Genomic DNA, 19236 nt, shown 5'->3' on the forward strand with positions numbered 1-19236 from the left:
GCCCCCGCGGCTCCGGCGTCGGCCGACGCGGAGGACCCGGGCACCCTCTCCGCGGTGACCGCCCCCGCCGGCCTGCCGTGGGGCGCCGCGCTCACCGCCATCGGTCTCGCCATCGAGGTGACCGCCGACAACCTGAGCCGCTCGACCGCGACGGACCTGCTGCCGCTGCCCGGCGGCCTCGGCAGCGCCGCCCCGACCGTGCTGGCCGGCTGGGCGCTGACCGCGGCCGGCATGGTCCTGGCCGGTCCCGGCCTCGTCCACGCCTGCGGACGTCTGCTGGCCCTCCACCGTCCTGGCGCCCTGCGGCTGCTCGCGGGCCGCACCCTCCAGGAGGAGTCGCCCCGGATCGGCCGCCCGGTCGGCGTACTGTGCGCCGTCACGGCCGGGGCGCTGGCCGCCCTGGAGCTCTACGGCACCGGCGACCGCGAACTCGGCCCGCTCACCGGCCTCGCCGCCGCCCTGATCACGATCTGCGCGCTCGGGACCGTGCTCACCGCCGCGCTCGAAGCCCGCCGCACCCGCGAGCACTCCACCGCCGCCCTCGTCCAGCTCGGCGTCCCCGCGAGCCTGCTGCGCGCCGCCGCCGGACTGCGCTGTGCGGTGGTGCTGGTGGTCGTCATCCCGCTGACCGTCCTCATCGCGCAACTCGCGGCGTCCCCGCTGGCGGTCTAGACCGTGTCGCGCGTTCGGTGCCTGCCGCTAGGGTGCAGCGGTGCTGACCGACTCCACGCCGCAGAGCGGCGCCCCTGACCACGAGATCGAATCGCCCGCGGAGTTCGACCGGGTGGCCGCCACCGGTTCGCTCGCCGGATACCGGCTGCAGGCCGTCGATCTGACGGACCGTACGGCCGCGCTGCTGGCCCTGGACCCGGTGGGGGCGGTGTTCCTGGGCTGCCCCATGGAGCCCGCTGCGCTCGCACATGTCCGGGCGTGCGGGGCGATGGTGTTCCCGCCGGTCCCGTACCTTCCGTTCGATCCGTACCGGGGCACGCTGTACACCCCCGAAGCGCTCTACGAAGGGCTGCCCGCCGGGTACGAAACGACTCCGGACGCCCGCGCCTACGAGTGGTTCCAGCGGACCAGGGCCGGCGGCGACATACTCGCGTCGATGCTGCGCAGCATCCACGACGACGCCGTCTCGGACGCGCTCGACGAACTGCTCACCGGTGAGCGGGTGGTCGGTGTCATGGGCGGCCACGCGATGGCGCGCGGCAAGGACGCGTACGCGGGCGCCGCCCTCCTCGGCCGGACGCTCGCCCGCTCGGGACTGACCGTCGCCACCGGGGGCGGCCCGGGCGCCATGGAGGCGGCGAACCTGGGTGCCTACACGGCCCCGTTCGGGGACGAGGTGCTCGGCGAGGCGCTGCGGATCGTGGCGAAGGCGCCGTTGTTCACCCCGTCGATCGGCGACTGGGCGTCGGCCGCGTTCGCCGTCCGGGAGCGCTGGCCGGACGGCGGCGCGTCCGTCGGCATCCCCACCTGGTTCTACGGGCACGAGCCGCCGAACGCGTTCGCCTCGCACATCGCCAAGTACTTCGCCAACGCGGTCCGCGAGGACGGTCTGCTGGCGCGTTGCACCGCCGGCGTGATCTTCCTGCCGGGCGCGGCCGGCACCGTCCAGGAGATCTTCGACAACGCTACGCCGAACTACTACGAGTCCCGGGGCGTCCCGACCCCGATGGTGCTGGTGAACCGCGAGCACTGGACCCGTGACCTGCCCACCTGGCCACTGCTCGAAGCACTGGCGAAGGACCGCCCGATGGCTGCCCGTATCGCCCTGGTCGACTCCGTCGACGAGGCGCCGGAGGCGCTGGCCCGGCTCACCGCGTCAGTTACCGGTCGATGAGCCCGGCTGGACGCTGAGGACCACGACGTCCTGAGCGGTGAAGGTGACACCCACCTCGGTACCGGCCTCCGGGGCGTCCCGCAGCGAGCAGGCCGTCTCCAGCGGCGGCCCGTCCGCCGGGCGCAGCAGCAGGGTGACCAGGTCGCCGCGGAACGTCCTGGCCGTCACCGTGCAGGGCAGCCCGTCGCGGACGCCGGTCAGCCGCACCCCGGCGGGGCGGACCAGCAGCCGGCACGGCCCCTGGGGCGCGCCGGGCTGCACCGGCACCTTGCCCCAGGGGGTGTCGGCCGCCTCGCCGTGCACGGTCGCCTCGACGACGTTGTCGAAGCCGAGGAAGCGGGCGACGAACTCGGAGGCGGGCCGCTGCCACACCTCCAGCGGGGTGCCGGTCTGCGCGATCAGACCGTCGCGCATGACCACGACCCGGTCGGCGAGCGCGAACGCCTCGCCCTGGTCGTGGGTGACGGCCAGCACCGTCGTGCCGAGCCGGCCGAACAGCTGGCGCAGTTCGACGACGAGCCGCTCGCGCAGCCCGCGGTCGAGCTGGCCGAGCGGCTCGTCCAGCATCAGCAGCTTCGGCTCGGGGGCCAGCGCGCGCGCCAGCGCGACGCGCTGCTGCTCCCCGCCGGACAGCGCGGCGATGGCCCGCCGCTGCGCACCCGGCAGGCCCACCATGTCGAGCAGTCCGGCGACCGTGCGGTCCACCTCGTCGCGCCGGGTCCCCCGCATCCGCAGTCCGAAGGCGACGTTGCCGCCGACGTCCCGCTGCGGGAACAGCTGGTGGTCCTGGAACATCAGGCCGAGACCGCGCCGGTGGGTGGGAACGCCCGCCTGGTCACGGCCGTCCAGCAGCACCCGCCCGGCGTCCACCGCCTGCAGCCCGGCCACCGCCCGCAGCAGGGTGGACTTGCCGCTGCCGCTGGGGCCCAGGACGCACACCGTCTCGTGCGCGACGACCTCCAGGTCCACGGCGTCGAGCGCCGCGCGCTCCCCGAAGCGGACCGTCACACCGTCGAGCCGCAGCAGCGGGGTGGAGGACTGCGTCATCTAGAACTCTCCTGAACGGTCGGTGCGCAGCCGCTCCAGTGCCAGCAGCGCGCCCGCGCACACCAGCATCAGAACGGTGCTCAGGGCCATCGCCTGCCCGTAGTTGAGCTCCCCGGCACGCCCGAGGAGCCGGGCCACCGCCACCGGCAGGGTCGGGTTGTCGGGCCGCGCGATGAAGACGGTCGCGCCGAACTCGCCGAGCGAGACGGCGAACGCGAAGCCCGCCGCGATCAGCAGCGCGCGCCGCACCAGCGGCAGGTCCACCTCGCGCCAGGCGCGCCACGGCGAGGCGCCCAGCACCGCGGCCGCCTCCCGCAGCCGTTCGTCGACCGCGCGCAGCACGGGCAGCATCGTGCGGACCACGAACGGCACGCCGACCAGCGCCTGCGCCAGCGGCACCAGCAGCCACGTCGACCGCAGATCCAGCGGGGGCTCGTCGAGGGTGATGAGGAAGCCGAAGCCGACGGTCACCGCCGAGGTGCCCAGCGGCAGCATCAGCAGCGCGTCGAAGCCCCGCACCAGCCTGCCCGCGCGCCGGGTCAGCGCGGCGGCGGCGAGGCCGCCCACCAGCAGCGCGATGAGCGTGGCCACCGCCGCGTACTGCAGGGAGTTCCAGACCGCCTCGATGGGCGCGACGACGAAGGTGCCGCCGGTCTCCGGGACCGAGAGCAGCGCCCGGTAGAAGGTGAGGCCGTAGCCGTCGGGCCCGTCCAGCGAACGCGCCACCAGGACGCCGAGCGGCACCAGGATCAGCAGCACGATGACGGCCAGCACCGCCCACAGCAGCGCCCACTGGGCCGCGCCGCGCGGGCGCCGCGAGGTGTGCGCGGCGTCGACGAGCTTCAGGGTGCTCTCCCGGCGGCGCACCGTCCACGCGTGCAGCGCGAGGATGGTGGCGACCGCCGCGAACTGCACGAGGGTGAGGACGGCGGCCGTCGGCAGGTCGAGGAACTGCGCGGTCTGCTGGTAGATCTCCACTTCCAGCGTGGAGTACTTCGGCCCGCCGAGGATCTGGATCACGCCGAAGGACGTGAAGGTGAAGAGGAAGACCATCAGCGCGGCGGCGGCCACGGCCGGTCCCAGCGCCGGCAGCGTCACCCGGCGCCAGGCCTCGAAACGGCCGGCGCCCAGGACCCGGGCGGCCTCCTCCTGGCGCGGGTCGAGCTGCGACCACAGACCGCCGACGGACCGGACGACGACGCCGAAGTTGAAGAAGACGTGAGCGAGCAGGATCGCCCACACGGTGGTGTCCAGCCGGACGCCCCACAGGTCGTCGAGCATGCCGCCGCGCCCCAGCAGCGCCAGGAACGCCGAGCCGACCACGACCGTGGGCAGCACGAACGGCACCGCCACCACCGCCCGCAGCAGCCGCTTGCCCGGGAACTCGAAGCGGGCGAAGACATACGCCGCCGGGAGTGCGACCAGCAGCGTCAGCCCGGTCGAGACGACCGCCTGCCAGGCGGTGAACCACAGCACCCGCAGGATCACCGGGTCGGTCAGCACCTCGCCGATCCGGCCGAACCGCCACCGGCCGCCCTCGCGCAGCCCCCGGGTGACGATGGCGGCCACCGGGTAGGCGAAGAAGACCGCGAAGAACGCGGTGGGCACCGCCATCAGACCGAGCCGCACCGCGGCGGCCCGCGGGGCGCGCCGCGGGCTCCTCGCCGGAGTCCCGCGGCGCGGCTCCCCGGGAGCCGCTTCGGGAGTCCCTACTTCAGGACGAGCGAGGACCATGTCTTGACCCACTGGTCACGGTTCTTGGCGATCTCGTCGGGCGCCACGGTGGGCGGGGCGTCGATCTTCACGCCGTACTTGGTGAACTCGGCGGGCAGCGCCGCGTCCTGGCGGGCCGGGTTCACGAACATCTGCAGCGGCATGTCCTGCTGGAACGTCTTGCTCAGCAGGAAGTCCAGCAGCGCCTTGCCACCCGCGTCGTTCTTGCCGCCCTTGAGCAGCCCGGCGAACTCGATCTGCCGGAAGCACGTACCGGTCGCTACACCGGTCGGCCCCTGGGCCGGCTGCGGCGTGACGCCCAGCACCTCGGCGGGCGGGCTGGAGGCGTACGAGACGACGAGCGGCTTGTCGCCCTTGCCCTTGCCGCCGGCCGAGCCGGAGAAGCGGTCGTTGTACGCCTGCTCCCAGCCGTCGACGACCTCGACGCCGTTGGCCTTGAGCTTCTTCCAGTAGTCCTGCCACCCTCCCCCAGAGGCTCCGCCCTGGGAGGTGCCCCCGTCGCCGTACTTCGCGATCGTGCCGAGCTGGAAGGCCAGACCCGGCGAGGACGTCGCGGAGTTCTCCGTGACCAGCAGGTTCTTGTACTCCGGCTTGATCAGGTCGTCGAAGGTCGCCGGCACGGCCAGCTGGTGCGCGGCGAAGTACTTGCGGTCGTAGTTGACGCAGACGTCGCCGGAGTCGACCGGGGTGACCCGGTGCTTGTCCTTGTCGAGCTGCAGCGCCGCCGGGACCTGGTCCAGGCCCTTGGCCTCGTACGGCGTGAACAGGTCGTTGTCGAGGGCCCTCGACAGCAGCGTGTTGTCGACGCCGAAGAAGACATCGCCCTGCGGGTGCCCCTTCGACAGGATCGCCTGGTTCACCGCCGCGCCCGCGTCACCGCCGGCCAGCACCTTGACGGTGTAGCCGGTCTCCTTGGTGAACTCCTTCAGCACCGCGGGCGAGGCGGCGAAGGAGTCATGGCTGACGAGGGTGACGGTCTTCGACGGCGTCGCCGTCTTCGAGCCGTCGGCCTTGTCGCCGGAGCCGCCACAGGCGGCCAGCGCTGTCGCGCCGAGGGCGGTGGCCACGACCGCTGTCGCGGCGCGCCGAAGGTTGGTGTTCATGAGCGGTTGACTCCCTACGCCGGCATTACCCGGATCAGGTCCGAGGGTCTGCGGCCGCACCGGCTTCGCCGGTGGCCGCACTCTCAGCGCTGGTGCGCTCCCCTGTCGGAAATGTTCATTTGTACGAATCTACGAGCGCCACGATAGCAGCGCGCCCGCCGACGCCCGGCAGGCGTCTCAGCCTTCGGAGGCCGCCAGCTGCCCGCACGCTCCGTCGATCTCGCTGCCGCGCGTGTCACGGACGGTCACCGGCACCCCGTGCGACTCCAGCATCCGCACGAACGCCCGCTCGTCCTCCGGCCGCGAAGCCGTCCACTTGGACCCCGGGGTGGGGTTGAGCGGGATGAGGTTCACATGCACGCGCTTGCCCTTGAGCAGCCGCCCGAGCAGGTCCGCCCGCCACGCCTGGTCGTTGATGTCCTTGATCAGCGCGTACTCGATGGAGATCCGGCGGCCGGACACCTCCGCGTAGTGCCACGCGGCGTCCAGCACCTCGCGCACCTTCCAGCGGGTGTTGACCGGCACCAGGGTGTCGCGCAGCTCGTCGTCCGGGGCGTGCAGCGACACCGCGAGGCGGCACTTGAAGCCCTCGTCGGCGAACCGCAGCATCGCCGGCACCAGCCCGACCGTCGACACGGTGATCCCGCGCTGCGACAGCCCCAGCCCGTCCGGCTCCGGGTCCGTCAGCCGGCGGATCGAGCCGATGACGCGGTTGTAGTTGGCCAGCGGCTCGCCCATGCCCATGAAGACGATGTTGCTCAGCCGGGCCGGACCACCGGGGATCTCGCCGTCGCGCAGCGACTTCATCCCGGCCACGATCTGGTGCACGATCTCGGCCGTCGACAGGTTCCGGTCCAGCCCCGCCTGCCCGGTCGCACAGAACGGGCAGTTCATCCCGCAGCCCGCCTGCGAACTGATGCACATGGTCACCCGGTCCGGGTACCGCATCAGCACCGACTCGACGAGCGTCCCGTCGAACAGCCGCCACAGCGTCTTGCGCGTGGTGTCGTCGTCACAGCTGATGTGCCGCACGACCGACATCATCTCGGGCAGCAGCCCGTCCGCGAGCTTGTCGCGCGAGGCCGCCGGAATATCCGTCCAGGCGGCCCGGTCGTCGTCGTACCGCGCGAAGTAGTGCTGCGACAGCTGCTTGGCACGGAACGGCTTCTCGCCCAGCTCGACAACCGCCTCCCGTCGCTCGGCAGGGGTCAGGTCGGCGAGGTGCCGCGGGGGCTTCTTGGCCCCACGCGGCACGGCAAAGGTGAGTTCTCCGGGTACAGGCATGGTCCTACCAGTGTCGCAGACGCGCGGAGGTCAGCCGGTCCCCACGAAGACGACCAGGAGCAGCCAGACCACCGGGGCCGTGGGGAGGAGGGAGTCGAGGCGGTCCATGATGCCGCCGTGGCCGGGGAGGAGGGTGCCCATGTCCTTGATGCCGAGGTCGCGCTTGATCATGGATTCGCCGAGGTCGCCGAGGGTGGCGCTGACCGCTGCGACCAGGCCCAGGATCAGGCCCTGCCACCATTTGCCGTCGTCGATCAGGTACTGCATCGACAGGGCGCCGGCCGTCATGGCGAAGGCGATGGCGCCGAAGAGGCCGGCGCGGGTCTTGCCGGGGCTGATGCGCGGGGCGAGGAGGCGGCGGCCGAAGCGCCAGCCGACGGCGTAGGCGCCTGTGTCGCTGATCACGGTGAGCAGCAGGAAGACGAGGACCCGCCAGGGGCCGTCGTCCGCGGCGAGCATCATCGACACGAAGGTCGCGAGGAACGGCACGTAGAAGGCGGCGAAGATGCCGGCGGTGACATCCCGCAGGTAGTTCTCCGGCGGCTCGGTCATCCGCCAGACGAGGATGGCGAGCGAGGTGAGCGCCATGGCGACCCACGCGCCCTCGGCGCCGCGCGCGTAGCCCGCGACGACCATGGCGACCCCGCCGACCGCGAGCGGTACGAGCGGGATGCGGATGGACTTCTTCTCCGCGAGCCGGGAGGTGAGCTCCCACAGGCCGACGACGACGGCGAGCGCCACCACACCGACGAAGGCGGCCTTGACGATGAACAGCGACGCGACGATGACCGCGCCCATGCCGACGCCCACCCCTATCGCGGCCCGCAGGTTGCGACCTGCGGACTTCTTCACGGGCGGGACGGGTTCCGGTTCCGGTGACGGCTCAGGCGGCATACGACGAGTCTGCGCTGCGTCGAGCGCATCCTGCGCGAAACCCGCCGAGCCGTCGCCCGGTCCCCCCGCCGGCGTTTCCCAGTGGCCGGAGCGCGGCGTGGCACTCCAGGAGGAGTCGTTCACTGAGTTTCGCCTCGCGTTGTTGTTCCGGACCAGGCGTCCGGCCTGGTGTTCTGGCGGGGGGTGCGGGGGTCACCCCCCGGGAGAACGAACGGTCGTACCGCGGTGTCGCAGCGGTCCGTCAGACCTCGAGCAGCTCGGCTTCCTTGTGCTTGAGCAGCTCGTCGATCTGGGCCGTGTACTTGCTCGTCGTGTCGTCGAGCTCCTTCTCGGCGCGACGCACGTCGTCCTCACCTGACTCGCCGTCCTTGACGAGCTTGTCGAGGGTCTCCTTGGCCTTGCGGCGGATCGCGCGGATCGAGATCTTCGCGTCCTCCGACTTGCTCCGCGCGACCTTGATGTAGTCCCTGCGGCGCTCCTCGGTCAGCTGCGGGAACACCACCCGGATGATGCGGCCGTCGTTGCTCGGGTTGACGCCGAGGTCCGAGTTGCGGATCGCCTCTTCGATGTTGCGCAGCGCGCTGACGTCGAACGGGGAGACCACGGCCATCCGGGGCTCCGGCACCGAGAAGGACGCCAGCTGGTTGATGGGCGTGATCGCGCCGTAGTACTCGGCCACGATCTTGTTGAACATCGCGGGGTGCGCACGGCCGGTGCGGATCGCGGCGAAGTCGTCCTTCGCGACGATGACGGCCTTCTCCATCTTCTCCTCGGCCTCGAGGAGGGTCTCTTCAATCACCATGTGCTCCTGGTTTTCAGAAGGCAGAGCCTGGCCCCTGCGCGCGTCTTTCCTGCACGGTGTCCGACCGGCAGCCTGTTGTCCATCCCCGGGTGCGGGCGGTTAGCCCCGCGTGCCCTGGTCGTTGACGAGCGTGCCGATCTTCTCACCCTTTACGGCTCGCGAGATGTTTCCCTCGGCGAGCAGCTCGAAGACGAGGATCGGCAGCTTGTTGTCACGGCACAGGGTGATCGCGGTGGCGTCGGCGACCTTGAGGTCCCGCGAGATGACCTCGCTGTACTCCAAGGCGTCGTACTTGACCGCGTCCGGGTTGTGCTTGGGGTCGGAGTCGTAGACCCCGTCGACCCCGTTCTTGCCCATGAGCAGCGCCTGGGCGTCGATCTCCAGGGCGCGCTGGGCGGCGGTGGTGTCGGTGGAGAAGTACGGCATGCCCATACCGGCGCCGAAGATGACGACGCGGCCCTTCTCCAGGTGCCGCACGGCGCGCAGCGGGATGTACGGCTCGGCGACCTGGCCCATCGTGATGGCGGTCTGCACGCGGGTCTCGATGCCTTCCTTCTCCAGGAAGTCCTGGAGGGCGAGGCAGTTCATGACGGTGCCGAGCATGCCCATGTAGTCCGAGCGGGCCCGGTCCATGCCGCGCTGCTGGAGCTCCGCGCCACGGAAGAAGTTGCCGCCGCCGATGACGATGGCGATCTCGTAGCCCTCTTGGACGACGGCCGCGATCTCGCGGGCGATCGCGTGGACGACGTCCGGGTCGACGCCCAGTCCGCCGCCTCCGGCGAAGGCCTCGCCGGACAGCTTCAGCAGGTACCGGCTCCGCGGAACCCCGGTGCCGGACGCGGTGCCGGTCCCGGAGTCGCTGGCCTTGTCGGCGGCCTTGTCGGCGCCCTCATCCATGGAGATCTCCTCATGCGCGTACGAAGAAGGCCATTGCCGTGGGTCCACATGGGTTCCCTCTACGGCAATGGCCTCCTCGTCACTACTGCGGTCGGCCGGCGGGCGGCCGACCGCGTCCGACCCTAGCGGGGTCGTCGGTCATTCGCTGGCTGGCTCAGACACCGACGCGGAAGCGCGCGAAACGCTTCAGCGTGACACCGGCCTCGTCCAGAACCTTCTGGACGGTCTTCTTGCTGTCCTTCGCGAAGGACTGCTCGAGAACGGAGTTCTCCTTGACGTAGCCCGTCACACGGCCCTCGACGATGCGGGCGAGCGCGGCCTCCGGCTTGCCCTCCTCGCGCGCGGTGGCCTCGGCCACGCGGCGCTCGTTCTCGAGCACGTCGGCGGGGATGTCCTCGCGGGACAGGAAGAGCGGCGAGAACGCGGCGATGTGCTGCGCGACGTCCTTCGCGACCTCGGCGTTCTCCTTGTCCAGCTCGACCAGCACGCCGACCTGCGGGGGCAGGTCCGGGCTGGTGCGGTGCAGGTAGGAGGCGACGTAGCCGTCGGTGAACTGCGCGAAGCGGCTCAGCACGATCTTCTCGCCGAGGGTGGCGTTGGCCTCGTCGACGAACGCCTGGACGGTCTGGCCGTCCTTGATCTCGGACGCGAGCAGCGTCTCGAGGTCGGCGGGCTTGGTGGCGGCGACGTGCGCGGCCAGCGCGTCGGCGACGGTGACGAACTTGTCACCCTTCGCGACGAAGTCGGTCTCGCAGTTGAGCTCGAGGAGCACGCCCTCGGAAGCACCCTCGGCGATCAGGGAGACGACGGCACCGTTGGAGGCCGAACGGCCTTCGCGCTTGGTGACGCCCTTCTGGCCCTTGACACGGAGGATCTCGACGGCCTTGTCCAGGTCGCCTTCGGCCTCTACGAGAGCGTTCTTGCAGTCCATCATGCCGGCGGCGGTCAGCTCGCGGAGCTTCTTGACGTCAGCGGCGGTGTAGTTCGCCATGGTCGTTGAGTCTCTTCCCGATGAGAGTCGGTTGATCTACGGGTGAACGGCGGGGGCCGGAGCCCCCGCCGTCGTCACACGTACTGGAAGGCGGAGCCTCAGGCCTTGTCAGCCTCAGCGTCGGCGGCCGGGGCCTCAACGGTCTCGGCGGCGTCGGCCACCGGGGCCTCGGCCTCGGCGACAGCCTCGACGACGGTCTCGGCCGCGGCGTCGGCGACGGCCTCGGTCTCAGCACCGGTCTCGACCGGAGCCTCGGTCTCGTCCTTGGCCTTCTCGCCCTCGAGGAGCTCGCGCTCCCACTCGGCGAGCGGCTCGGCGGCGCCTTCGGCCTTCTTGTCACCGGTGGCGGCACCGGAGCGGGCGATGAGGCCCTCGGCGACGGCGTCGGCGATCACACGGGTGAGCAGGGTGACGGAGCGGATCGCGTCGTCGTTGCCCGGGATCTTGTAGTCGACCTCGTCGGGGTCGCAGTTGGTGTCGAGGATCGCGACGACCGGGATGCGCAGCTTGCGCGCCTCACCGACGGCGATGTGCTCCTTCTTGGTGTCCACGATCCAGACGGCGCTGGGCACCTTCTGCATCTCACGGATACCACCGAGGGTCTTCTCGAGCTTGTCCTTCTCGCGGGAGAGGACCAGGAGCTCCTTCTTGGTGAGGCCGGAGGCGGCCACATCCGTGAAGTCGATCTCCTCGAGCTCCTTCAGGCGCTGCAGGCGCTTGTAGACGGTCGAGAAGTTCGTGAGCATGCCGCCCAGCCACCGCTGGTTGACGTAGGGCATGCCGACGCGCGAGGCCTGCTCGGCGATGGCTTCCTGCGCCTGCTTCTTGGTGCCGATGAACATGATGGAGCCGCCGTGGGCGACGGTCTCGCGGACGAACTCGTAGGCGCGGTCGATGTACGACAGCGACTGGAGCAGGTCGATGATGTAGATGCCGTTGCGCTCCGTGAAGATGAAACGCTTCATCTTCGGGTTCCAACGACGGGTCTGGTGACCGAAGTGGACGCCGCTTTCCAGCAGCTCCCGCATCGTGACGACGGCCATGGCCGCGCTCCTTGAGGACTCGGTTATCGCGGCGGCCGGACGGCCGTCGCGCCTGACGCCCCGACGCGCCGTGCCACGAGGGACCGAGGGGCGCGGCCACCCTTCACGAGGAAGTCGGTGGCGGGGCGTGCGAAGTCGACCCGGTGACCCGGATCGCCAGAGAAAGTGTACGTGACCGGCGGAGTGCGGAACGACAGCTTCTTCGGCCACCGGTTTATCCACAGGCCGCATTCATGATCGTCTTTCGCGGCCGGAATACGGGACCGTCGGAGCATGGTCGCTTCCCCGGTTCTTCCTTTCGTTCTGCCCCTGTGGCTCTCGCTCCTCGCCTCGCTGGCCTTCGCCGTACCGCTGCCGGTCGCGAGTCCCGGCGGGCCCGCCGGGGTGGCGTCGAACGGGGCGGCCGGGGTGCCTTCGCCCGGGGCGCTCGGGGAGCCTTCGCCCGGCGCCCGGAGCTGGCCGGTCGACGGCGGCTCGGGTGGGGCGGGGAGTGGGACGGCGGGTGGGGTTGCGGGCGGGCGGCCGGTGGTGGAGCGCGGTTTCGAGCCACCCGCGTCTCCGTGGGGCCGTGGGCACCGAGGAGTGGATCTCCGGGCGGGACCGGGCACTCCGGTGCGGTCGGCCGCGCCGGGGAGGGTGTCGTTCGCCGGCCGGGTGGCCGGCGTCGATGTGGTCTCGGTCCTGCTGCCGGGCGGTCTGCGCACCACCTATGAACCGGTACGGGCCCAGGTCGCGGTGGGTGACGAGGTGACCGCGGGCCAGGTGGTGGGAGTGCTGGAGCGCGGGCCGTGGCACTGCCCCGCGGGCTGTCTGCACTGGGGGCTGCTGCGCGGGGACGTCTACCTCGACCCGCTGACCCTGCTGCCCGACTGGATGAAGCGCGGCGGCCGGTCCCGGCTGCTGCCGGTGTTCGGCGTTCCCGAGCCGGCGGCCGGAACGGGAACTACAGCTGTTCCACGAGGGGGCTCGTGGCCGAATCCGATACCGGGGCCGGTTCCGGGGTCGGGGCCGGGGCCGGTTCCGGGGTCGATTCCGGGTCCGGGGCTGAGGTGGTGGCCGGGCTCTGCACTCCGCGCAGGGCCATAGCCACCGCGGCGTCGACGATCCGCTCAGGGACCTCGGCGGCGCCCAGCTCGATCCGGCGCACCGCGGCGTCCACGACGCCCTGCAGCAGCATCGCCGTCAGCCGTGGCTCCTCGTGTCCGAGGTCGCCCAGCGCCTCGACCACCATGGCGACCAGACCGCCGTGCGCCGCGCGGATCTTCTCGCGGGCCCCGGCGTCCAGCTCGCCCGCCGAGATGGCCACCACGGCCCGGTGCCGCCGGTCGCCGACCAGGGTGAGCTGGCTGCGGACATACGCCTCGATCTTGGCCGCGGCGCCGTCGGCGGCCTCCATCGCCGCCTCGACCTCGGCGGCCCAGACCGGGAAGTCGACGGAGCACAGTTCCTCGACGACAGCCGCCCGGGAGCGGAAGTACTCATAGACGGACGACCGTGCGAGGCCGGTGCGTTCGGCCAGGGCGGGGAAGGTCAGCGCCTCCGTGCCGCCCTCGGTCAGGAGGGATCGGGCGGCGTCCAGCAGGGCGTCGCGCTGCATCGTCCGGTGCTCGGCCACCGAGGCCGCTCGAATCCTGGGCACCCGTCCACTGTAGGCGGTGACCGGCGTCAGCGGCCGACGTCCGCCAGCTTCGCGCGCAACTGCAGCACCGATTTGGTGTGGATCTGGCTGACCCGGCTCTCGGTGACACCGAGCACCTGGCCGATCTCGGCGAGCGTGAGCCCCTCGTAGTAGTAGAGCGTCACGACGGTCTTCTCGCGCTCCGGGAGGGTGTTCACCGCGCGGGCCAGCAACCGGCGCAGCTCGCGGTCCTCCGCGACCTCCACCGGGTTGTCGGCACCGGTGTCCTCCAGGGTGTCGACCAGGCTGAGCCGGTCGCCGCTGTCACCGCCGACGTGCAGCAGCTCCTCCAGCGCCACCACGTTGGCCAGCGACAGGGCGCTGAACACTCCGTGCAGTTCCTCCAGTCCGACGCCCATCTCGGCAGCGACCTCGGACTCGCTGGGGGTGCGCCGCAGCGAGGCCTCCAGGGTGGCGTAGGCGCGCTCCACCGCACGCGCCTTCTGCCGTACGGAGCGCGGGATCCAGTCCAGCGCCCGCAGCTCGTCGATCATGGCACCGCGGATCCGGGTGATCGCGTACGTCTCGAACTTGATCGCCCGTTCCGGGTCGAACTTCTCGATGGCGTCGATGAGCCCGAAGACCCCCGAGGACACGAAGTCCGCCTGCTCGACGTTGGCCGGCAGACCGACGCTGACCCGTCCCGCGACGTACTTCACCAGCGGCGAGTAGTGCAGGATGAGCTGCTCCCGGAGCTTCGCGTCCGCCGTGGACTTGTAGGTCCGCCACAGCGCGTCGAGCGAGGTGGGGGCGGCGGGACGGGGGGCACTGCGCGCGGCGGTGGCCGCCCTGGCCCGGTCCGGCCCGGGGGTGTGCTGGGGCATGCGTCGTCTTGTGCCGTTCTGCCGAGACGTGGGCGGAAAATGGGGTCAATGGGAGCGTAGCGTGACCATAGTGTCGCTTATTGCTACGACTTCCGTATGGGGCATGCGCAGATACGTTCCGCTGGGGGGTTCGGGGCTGCGAGTCCGCCGCGAGTCTCCCGCGAGGGAATGTTGAGCAATCATGCATTCCCCACGCCGACTCCAAACCTCTTCACCCGATTGCCCCAGGTCAACCACCTTCCCCCGAGGTGCTCCGTGTTGACCGGGTCACTCTGCTCGGGGAACCGTCCGGTCCTGGGTGAATCGCGTCAACTTCCATCGTTCTCCGTCCCGTTCCACGAAGCCGAGTGCCTGCAATTCGTAGAGGCGTCCGAGCGTGTCGTCCTTTCCGGTGGCCGAGGCGCGGGCGATCTGCTCGACGCCGGCGCCGCCTTGGGCGGGCAGCGCCTCCAGCACCCGCGTGGCGGCGGCCTCCAGCAGATCCCTGGCCAGCACTGGACCACGTCGCTCGGGCGCCAGGTCGCCGCCGATCCGGCCGACCATCTCGACGACCTCCGCCGCGTCGGTGACCAGCGCCGCCTCATTGCGCAGCAGTTCATGCACACCGGCCGAGAGGCCCGAGGTGCACGGACCCGGCACGCCCATCGTCAGCCGCCCCAGCTCCCGGGCGCACCGCGCGGTGATCAGCGAGCCGCTGCGGTGCTGTGCCTCGACCACCACCGTGCCGCGGGTGAGGGCGGCGATGACGCGGTTGCGGAGCACGAATCTGCTGCGGGTCGGATGGGAGCCCGGTGGCAACTCCCCGACGACCAGGCCCTGTTCCGCGATCCGGGAGATCAAGTCGGCATGCCCCGGCGGATAGGGCACATCCGCTCCGCAGGCCAGCACCGCGATGGTCGCCCCGGCCGCCGACAGCGCGCCCCGGTGGGCCGCGCCGTCCACGCCGTACGCCGCGCCCGAGACCACCACCCAGCCGGCTTCGGCCAGCCCCGCGCCCAGCCGGGCCGCCATATGGGCGCCGTAGTCGGTACAGGCCCGGGCGCCCACCACGGCGACCGACCGCAGGGCCCACATCCGCAGCTTCGGCCGCCCCCGCACCCACAGGCCGTAGGGCCGCGCGGCGCCGAGATCGTCCAGCTGCGCCGGCCAGTCGGTGTCGCCCGGGCAGACGAAGCGCCCGCCGAGCGCTTCCATCGCGGCCAGATCCGCGGCGGGGTCCAGCGCTCCGGCGCGTATCCGGTACCCGGCCATCCGCCGCTCGCTCGCCCCCGGCAGCGGCACACCGGCCAGGATCTCCCGCACCACTTCCCGTGGATCACGCTCCCGCAGCCATCCGCCGACCGTCTCGTCACCCGGATCGGCGATCCGGGTCAGCGCGGCGCGGGCGAGCCGCTCCTCCTCACCGACGGCCATCAGCTACCGCCCACGACGGCCGGCACCCCGCGGGCGACACCGGTGCGCAGTTGCAGGGCCTCCGCCATCTCCCGCGGACCGGGCCGTTCGACCCCGGCGAGATCGGCGATCGTCCAGGCCACGCGCAGGACGCGGTCCAGGCCCCGGGCGGTGAGCAGTCCGCGCTCCATGTCCCTTTCGGCCTCCCGCAGTCCGGCCGGGCCCACCTGCCAGCGGGTGCGCAGCTCATGGCCGGGCACCTCGCTGTTGGTCCGCCACGGGGTCTCCGCGTACCGGACCGCCGCCCGTTCCCTCGCCAGCCGCACCCGGTCCGCGACCCGCGCGCTCGGCTCGGCGCCCGAGGCGCCCTCGATCAGCTCCGTACGGGTCACCGCCTCGACCTGGACGCGGAGGTCCACCCGGTCCAGGAGCGGCCCGGACAGTCTCGCCTGGTACCGGCGGACCGCAGCCGGCGAGCAGTCGCACCCCAGCCCCAGCAGCGAATACCGTCCGCACGGACAGGGGTTCGCGGCGAGGGCGAGCAGGAAGCGCGCGGGCAGCCGCATCACTCCCGCGGAGCGGGCCACCACGACGTGCCCTGACTCCAGCGGCTGGCGCATCGCGTCGAGCACCCGGCCGCTGAACTCCGGCGCCTCGTCCAGGAAGAGCACCCCGCGATGGGCCAGGGAGACCGCGCCCGGCCTGGGCAGACCGCTGCCGCCGCCGATGATGGAGGGCATGGTCGCCGAGTGGTGCGGGGCGCAGTACGGCGGGGTGTCGATCAGCGGTTTGCCGGGCGGGAGGATCCCGGCGACCGAGTGCACCGCGGTGACCTCCAGCGACTCCTGTGCGGTGAGCCGTGGCAGGAGCCCGGCCAGCCGCTCGGCCAGCATCGTCTTTCCGGCGCCCGGCGGGCCCTTCAGGTACAGGTGATGGCCGCCGGCCGCGGAGATCTCCAAGGCACGCCGGGCGGTGTGCTGGCCCGCGACGTCCGCGAGGTCGGGGACCACCTCCCGGCCGGAGACGCCGGTGCCCATACCGGCCCCGGGCACCGCGAGCCCGGCGAACAGCGGGTCGGGACGCCCCTCGTCCCGGTCCTCCTCCTCTTCCGGGACCGTCTCGTCGTTGAGGATCGCGACGAGCTGGCGCAGGGTGCGGATGCCGAGCACCGAGACTCCGGGAACGAGCGAGGCCTCGGCTGCGGTGCGTTCCGGAACCACGACGTGCCGGTACCCGGCGTCGGCCGCGGCGAGGACGGCGGGCAGCCCGCCGCGGACCGGCCGCACCCGGCCGTCGAGGCCCAGCTCGCCGATCATCATCAGATCGGCGATGGCCCGGGGCGCGATCCGTTCGTTGGCGGCGAGGACCGCGCACGCGACCCCGAGATCGAAGCCGCTGCCGCTCTTGGGGACCGAGGCGGGGCTGAGGCCCACGGTGAGTTTCTTCTGCGGCCAGGTCTCTCCGCTGTTCACGATCGCCGCCCGGACGCGGTCGCGGCTCTCGCTCAGGCTCTTGTCGGGCAGTCCGACGAGGGTGAACGCGGCCAGCCCCGGTTCGAGGTCGGCCTGGACCTCGACGACCACGCCCTCCACGCCGACCAGGGCCACCGAGCAGGTGCGGGCGAAGCCCATCAGGCCACCCCCCGCACATGCTCGACCCGGGCCGCGCCGCGGCCGGGCAGGACCACCCCGACCAGGTCGATCCGCACCCCGCCGGAGGGCGGGCCGCCGTGCTCGCTGAGCCAGTACTCGGCGAGCAGCCGCAGCCGCTCCGCCTTGCGCGGGGTGACGGCCGCCATGGGGTGCTCGTAGTCACCGCCGGTGCGGGTCTTCACCTCGCACATCACCAGCGCGTCGCCCTCGGACGCGACGATGTCCACCTCGCCGCGGCGGCACCGCCAGTTCCGTTCCAGCACTCTCAGGCCGGCCGTGGCCAGCCAGCGGGCCGCCAGTTCCTCGCCGTACCTGCCACGGGCTGCTCGTGCGTTCACGCACACCACCTCCGCCACTCACTGTGACGGAGGTGGTGCACTACAGATGATCTTGAACTTACCTGTGGATAACCCGTTCGGAGAGGCCGGTCAGCGGGCCGTCATCCCCACCCGGGGTCAGCTGTTGAAGCCCGCTTCGTCGGACGACAGATCGAGATCGGCCTTGTTCAGCTCTTCAATGTTCACGTCCTTGAATGTGAGGACCCTGACCTGCTTCACGAAGCGGGCCGGCCGGTACATGTCCCACACCCAGGCGTCAGCCATGGACACCTCGAAGAAAACCTCACCCTGAACCGAGTGCACCTGCATCTCGTAATCGTTGGTCAGGTAGAAACGCCGCTCGGTCTCGATCACATATTTGAACAACCCGACGACATCGCGGTACTCCCGGTAGAGCTTCAGCTCCATCTCGGTCTCGTACTTCTCGAGGTCCTCGGCGCTCATCGCATGTTCCCCTTCAGCCGTACGTCCCCCCATTGTGCGTCAGTCACGCTCCGTCCCCAGCGGGATCGGGAATTGTGGGGGTCCTTCGTCGAGCAGCGTACGCAGCAGCCCGGCGAGCCTGATCGGGTACACCGTCTCACGAGAGGACAGAAGTTCCTCGCAGGTCCACCACCGAAGCCCGGTGACGCTGCGCCGCTCCAGTTCGGTGTGCCCACCGGTGTCGAACTCGGTGGTCCGGGTGCGGGCCAGGTAGTACCACTCGTCCTGCTCCCACTGGCGCCCGTCGAACGCGAACGAACACGTCCGCTCCCACAGCACGGGCCCCAGTTCCACCGAGGTCATCCCGGTCTCCTCGGCCAGTTCCCGGCGGGCCGCCGCGGCCAGGCTCTCGCCCTCCTCGACCCCGCCGCCCGGAGTGAACCACCAGGTCGTCGAAGGGTCGGCCGGTTCGCAGCCGTGCAGCAGCAGGATGCGGTCGGCGGGATCCAGCAGGACGACCCGGGCCGCGCGGCGCCTGATCACCGGCGGCGGCGCAGTCTGCGGGCGATCGGACCGTACGCCGCGCCGCCGAGGATCAGCACCGCTCCGGCGAACACCGCGACGGTGATCCAGCGCAGCGGTCCCTGCTGGGAGACCCCGCCGGGCAGCGCGGTGAAGTTCTTGGCCCGGTCCACCATACCGAGCCGCCCCAGCGGCCACGCCACGGCGTCCAACCGGGCCCGGACCGCGCCGCGCGGCACCGTACCGGCCTCGCCGCCGGTCATGTGCACACGGGAGTCCAGCGACTCGGCCCGGTTGTCGCCGAGGAGGAAGAGCTGCCCCTTGGGAACCGTGGTCTTGAAGGGCGTGATCGACGCCGGTCCGCCGTGCAGCAGATAGCTCTCCTCGACCGGTTTGCCGTTGACGAGCATCCGGCCCTGCTTGTCGCAGCAGGTGATGACGTCGCCGTCCACGCCGACGACGCGCTTGACCAGCGTCGCGCTGCCCCACAGTTGGTCCTGGAAGACCACGATGTCGCCGCGGCGGACGTCCGACCCGTCGACACGCTGCGCAAGGATCCGGTCCCCCGGTTCCACGGTCGGCTGCATGGACTGGCTCGGCACGGTGTAGGGCCGGTAGGTCACCGCTCCCCAGGCGAAGCCGCCCAGGAACAGCACACACCCCATGGCTACGGCCAGCCCGGACAGTATGTGTCCGAGCCGGCCGTCATCCCTACGTATCGCACTGCTGCTCGTGGAACTGCTGCTCATGGATCCGCACCCTACCC

The 19236-nt window shown here is 71.4% G+C and carries 17 protein-coding genes, 3 pseudogenes and 1 riboswitch; of the genes and pseudogenes, 3 read left to right on the top strand and 17 right to left on the bottom strand.

Annotated elements, in window-relative coordinates:
* Together G3I60_RS37355 and G3I60_RS37360 are read left to right on the top strand one after the other, a co-directional pair.
* A pseudogene (locus G3I60_RS37355) lies at nucleotides 1–672 on the top strand (hypothetical protein); the annotation flags it as partial.
* 40 nt (nucleotides 673–712) lie between these two features.
* A complete protein-coding gene (locus G3I60_RS37360) occupies nucleotides 713–1846 on the top strand; it encodes an LOG family protein (protein ID WP_138356730.1) in 1134 nt (377 codons plus the stop codon).
* Here G3I60_RS37360 and G3I60_RS37365 read toward each other — a convergent pair.
* From G3I60_RS37365 to rpsB, 9 genes are all read right to left on the bottom strand, one after another.
* Nucleotides 1829–2893, bottom strand: a complete 1065-nt coding sequence (locus G3I60_RS37365; RefSeq protein WP_164608319.1) for an ABC transporter ATP-binding protein — start codon at nucleotides 2891–2893, stop codon at nucleotides 1829–1831. The genes G3I60_RS37360 and G3I60_RS37365 overlap by 18 nt on opposite strands.
* Complete coding sequence (locus tag G3I60_RS37370; RefSeq protein ID WP_164298556.1) at nucleotides 2894–4507, bottom strand: iron ABC transporter permease; 1614 nt, start codon at nucleotides 4505–4507, stop codon at nucleotides 2894–2896.
* Between the two features lie 95 nt (nucleotides 4508–4602).
* A complete protein-coding gene (locus G3I60_RS37375; protein ID WP_138356733.1) occupies nucleotides 4603–5730 on the bottom strand; it encodes a thiamine ABC transporter substrate binding subunit in 1128 nt (375 codons plus the stop codon).
* Nucleotides 5725–5844: riboswitch (TPP riboswitch) on the bottom strand. (Overlaps the previous gene by 6 nt.)
* A gap of 63 nt (nucleotides 5845–5907) precedes the next feature.
* Nucleotides 5908–7014 (bottom strand): 23S rRNA (adenine(2503)-C(2))-methyltransferase RlmN, encoded by a 1107-nt coding sequence (gene rlmN / locus G3I60_RS37380; RefSeq protein ID WP_138356734.1) that lies wholly within the window; start codon nucleotides 7012–7014, stop codon nucleotides 5908–5910.
* A 30-nt stretch (nucleotides 7015–7044) separates the two neighbouring features.
* Nucleotides 7045–8031: a phosphatidate cytidylyltransferase gene (locus G3I60_RS37385; RefSeq protein WP_343241843.1), complete on the bottom strand. Its 987-nt coding sequence runs from the start codon at nucleotides 8029–8031 to the stop codon at nucleotides 7045–7047.
* 118 nt (nucleotides 8032–8149) lie between these two features.
* A complete protein-coding gene (frr, locus tag G3I60_RS37390) occupies nucleotides 8150–8707 on the bottom strand; it encodes a ribosome recycling factor (protein WP_138356740.1) in 558 nt (185 codons plus the stop codon).
* A 102-nt stretch (nucleotides 8708–8809) separates the two neighbouring features.
* Nucleotides 8810–9607: a UMP kinase gene (gene pyrH / locus G3I60_RS37395; RefSeq protein ID WP_138356736.1), complete on the bottom strand. Its 798-nt coding sequence runs from the start codon at nucleotides 9605–9607 to the stop codon at nucleotides 8810–8812.
* Between the two features lie 154 nt (nucleotides 9608–9761).
* Nucleotides 9762–10598: a translation elongation factor Ts gene (gene tsf / locus G3I60_RS37400; protein ID WP_138356737.1), complete on the bottom strand. Its 837-nt coding sequence runs from the start codon at nucleotides 10596–10598 to the stop codon at nucleotides 9762–9764.
* Nucleotides 10599–10696: 98 nt separating this feature from the next.
* Nucleotides 10697–11641 (bottom strand): 30S ribosomal protein S2, encoded by a 945-nt coding sequence (gene rpsB, locus G3I60_RS37405; RefSeq protein ID WP_138356738.1) that lies wholly within the window; start codon nucleotides 11639–11641, stop codon nucleotides 10697–10699.
* Between the two features lie 273 nt (nucleotides 11642–11914).
* On the opposite strand from rpsB, the pseudogene G3I60_RS37410 reads away from it, so the two are divergent.
* Nucleotides 11915–12568, top strand: a pseudogene (locus G3I60_RS37410) (M23 family metallopeptidase); the annotation flags it as partial.
* Nucleotides 12569–12704: 136 nt separating this feature from the next.
* On the opposite strand, the pseudogene G3I60_RS46000 reads toward G3I60_RS37410, so the two are convergent.
* From G3I60_RS46000 to lepB, 8 genes and pseudogenes are all read right to left on the bottom strand, one after another.
* Nucleotides 12705–13256, bottom strand: a pseudogene (locus G3I60_RS46000) (TetR/AcrR family transcriptional regulator); the annotation flags it as partial.
* A gap of 50 nt (nucleotides 13257–13306) precedes the next feature.
* On the bottom strand, nucleotides 13307–14143 hold the full coding sequence (gene whiG / locus G3I60_RS37420; RefSeq protein WP_164298552.1) for an RNA polymerase sigma factor WhiG: 837 nt from the start codon (nucleotides 14141–14143) through the stop codon (nucleotides 13307–13309).
* 267 nt (nucleotides 14144–14410) lie between these two features.
* Nucleotides 14411–15556, bottom strand: coding sequence for a DNA-processing protein DprA (dprA, locus tag G3I60_RS37425; protein WP_164298550.1), 1146 nt, complete (start codon nucleotides 15554–15556; stop codon nucleotides 14411–14413).
* On the bottom strand, nucleotides 15556–17166 hold the full coding sequence (locus G3I60_RS37430; RefSeq protein WP_164608320.1) for a YifB family Mg chelatase-like AAA ATPase: 1611 nt from the start codon (nucleotides 17164–17166) through the stop codon (nucleotides 15556–15558). Before G3I60_RS37430 ends, dprA begins: the two co-directional genes overlap by 1 nt.
* Nucleotides 17166–17525 (bottom strand): YraN family protein, encoded by a 360-nt coding sequence (locus G3I60_RS37435; RefSeq protein WP_138356436.1) that lies wholly within the window; start codon nucleotides 17523–17525, stop codon nucleotides 17166–17168. The genes G3I60_RS37430 and G3I60_RS37435 overlap by 1 nt, the downstream gene beginning before the upstream one ends.
* Nucleotides 17526–17642: 117 nt before the next feature.
* Nucleotides 17643–17969 (bottom strand): DUF2469 domain-containing protein, encoded by a 327-nt coding sequence (locus G3I60_RS37440; RefSeq protein ID WP_138356437.1) that lies wholly within the window; start codon nucleotides 17967–17969, stop codon nucleotides 17643–17645.
* Nucleotides 17970–18008: 39 nt separating this feature from the next.
* Nucleotides 18009–18488 (bottom strand): NUDIX domain-containing protein, encoded by a 480-nt coding sequence (locus G3I60_RS37445; protein ID WP_164298562.1) that lies wholly within the window; start codon nucleotides 18486–18488, stop codon nucleotides 18009–18011.
* Nucleotides 18488–19219 (bottom strand): signal peptidase I, encoded by a 732-nt coding sequence (lepB, locus tag G3I60_RS37450; protein ID WP_164298546.1) that lies wholly within the window; start codon nucleotides 19217–19219, stop codon nucleotides 18488–18490. The genes G3I60_RS37445 and lepB overlap by 1 nt, the downstream gene beginning before the upstream one ends.
* Nucleotides 19220–19236 lie beyond the last annotated feature (17 nt).

It is taken from the genome of Streptomyces sp. SID13666 (assembly GCF_010548325.1).
GTDB classification, from domain to species: Bacteria; Actinomycetota; Actinomycetes; order Streptomycetales; family Streptomycetaceae; genus Actinacidiphila; species Actinacidiphila fildesensis.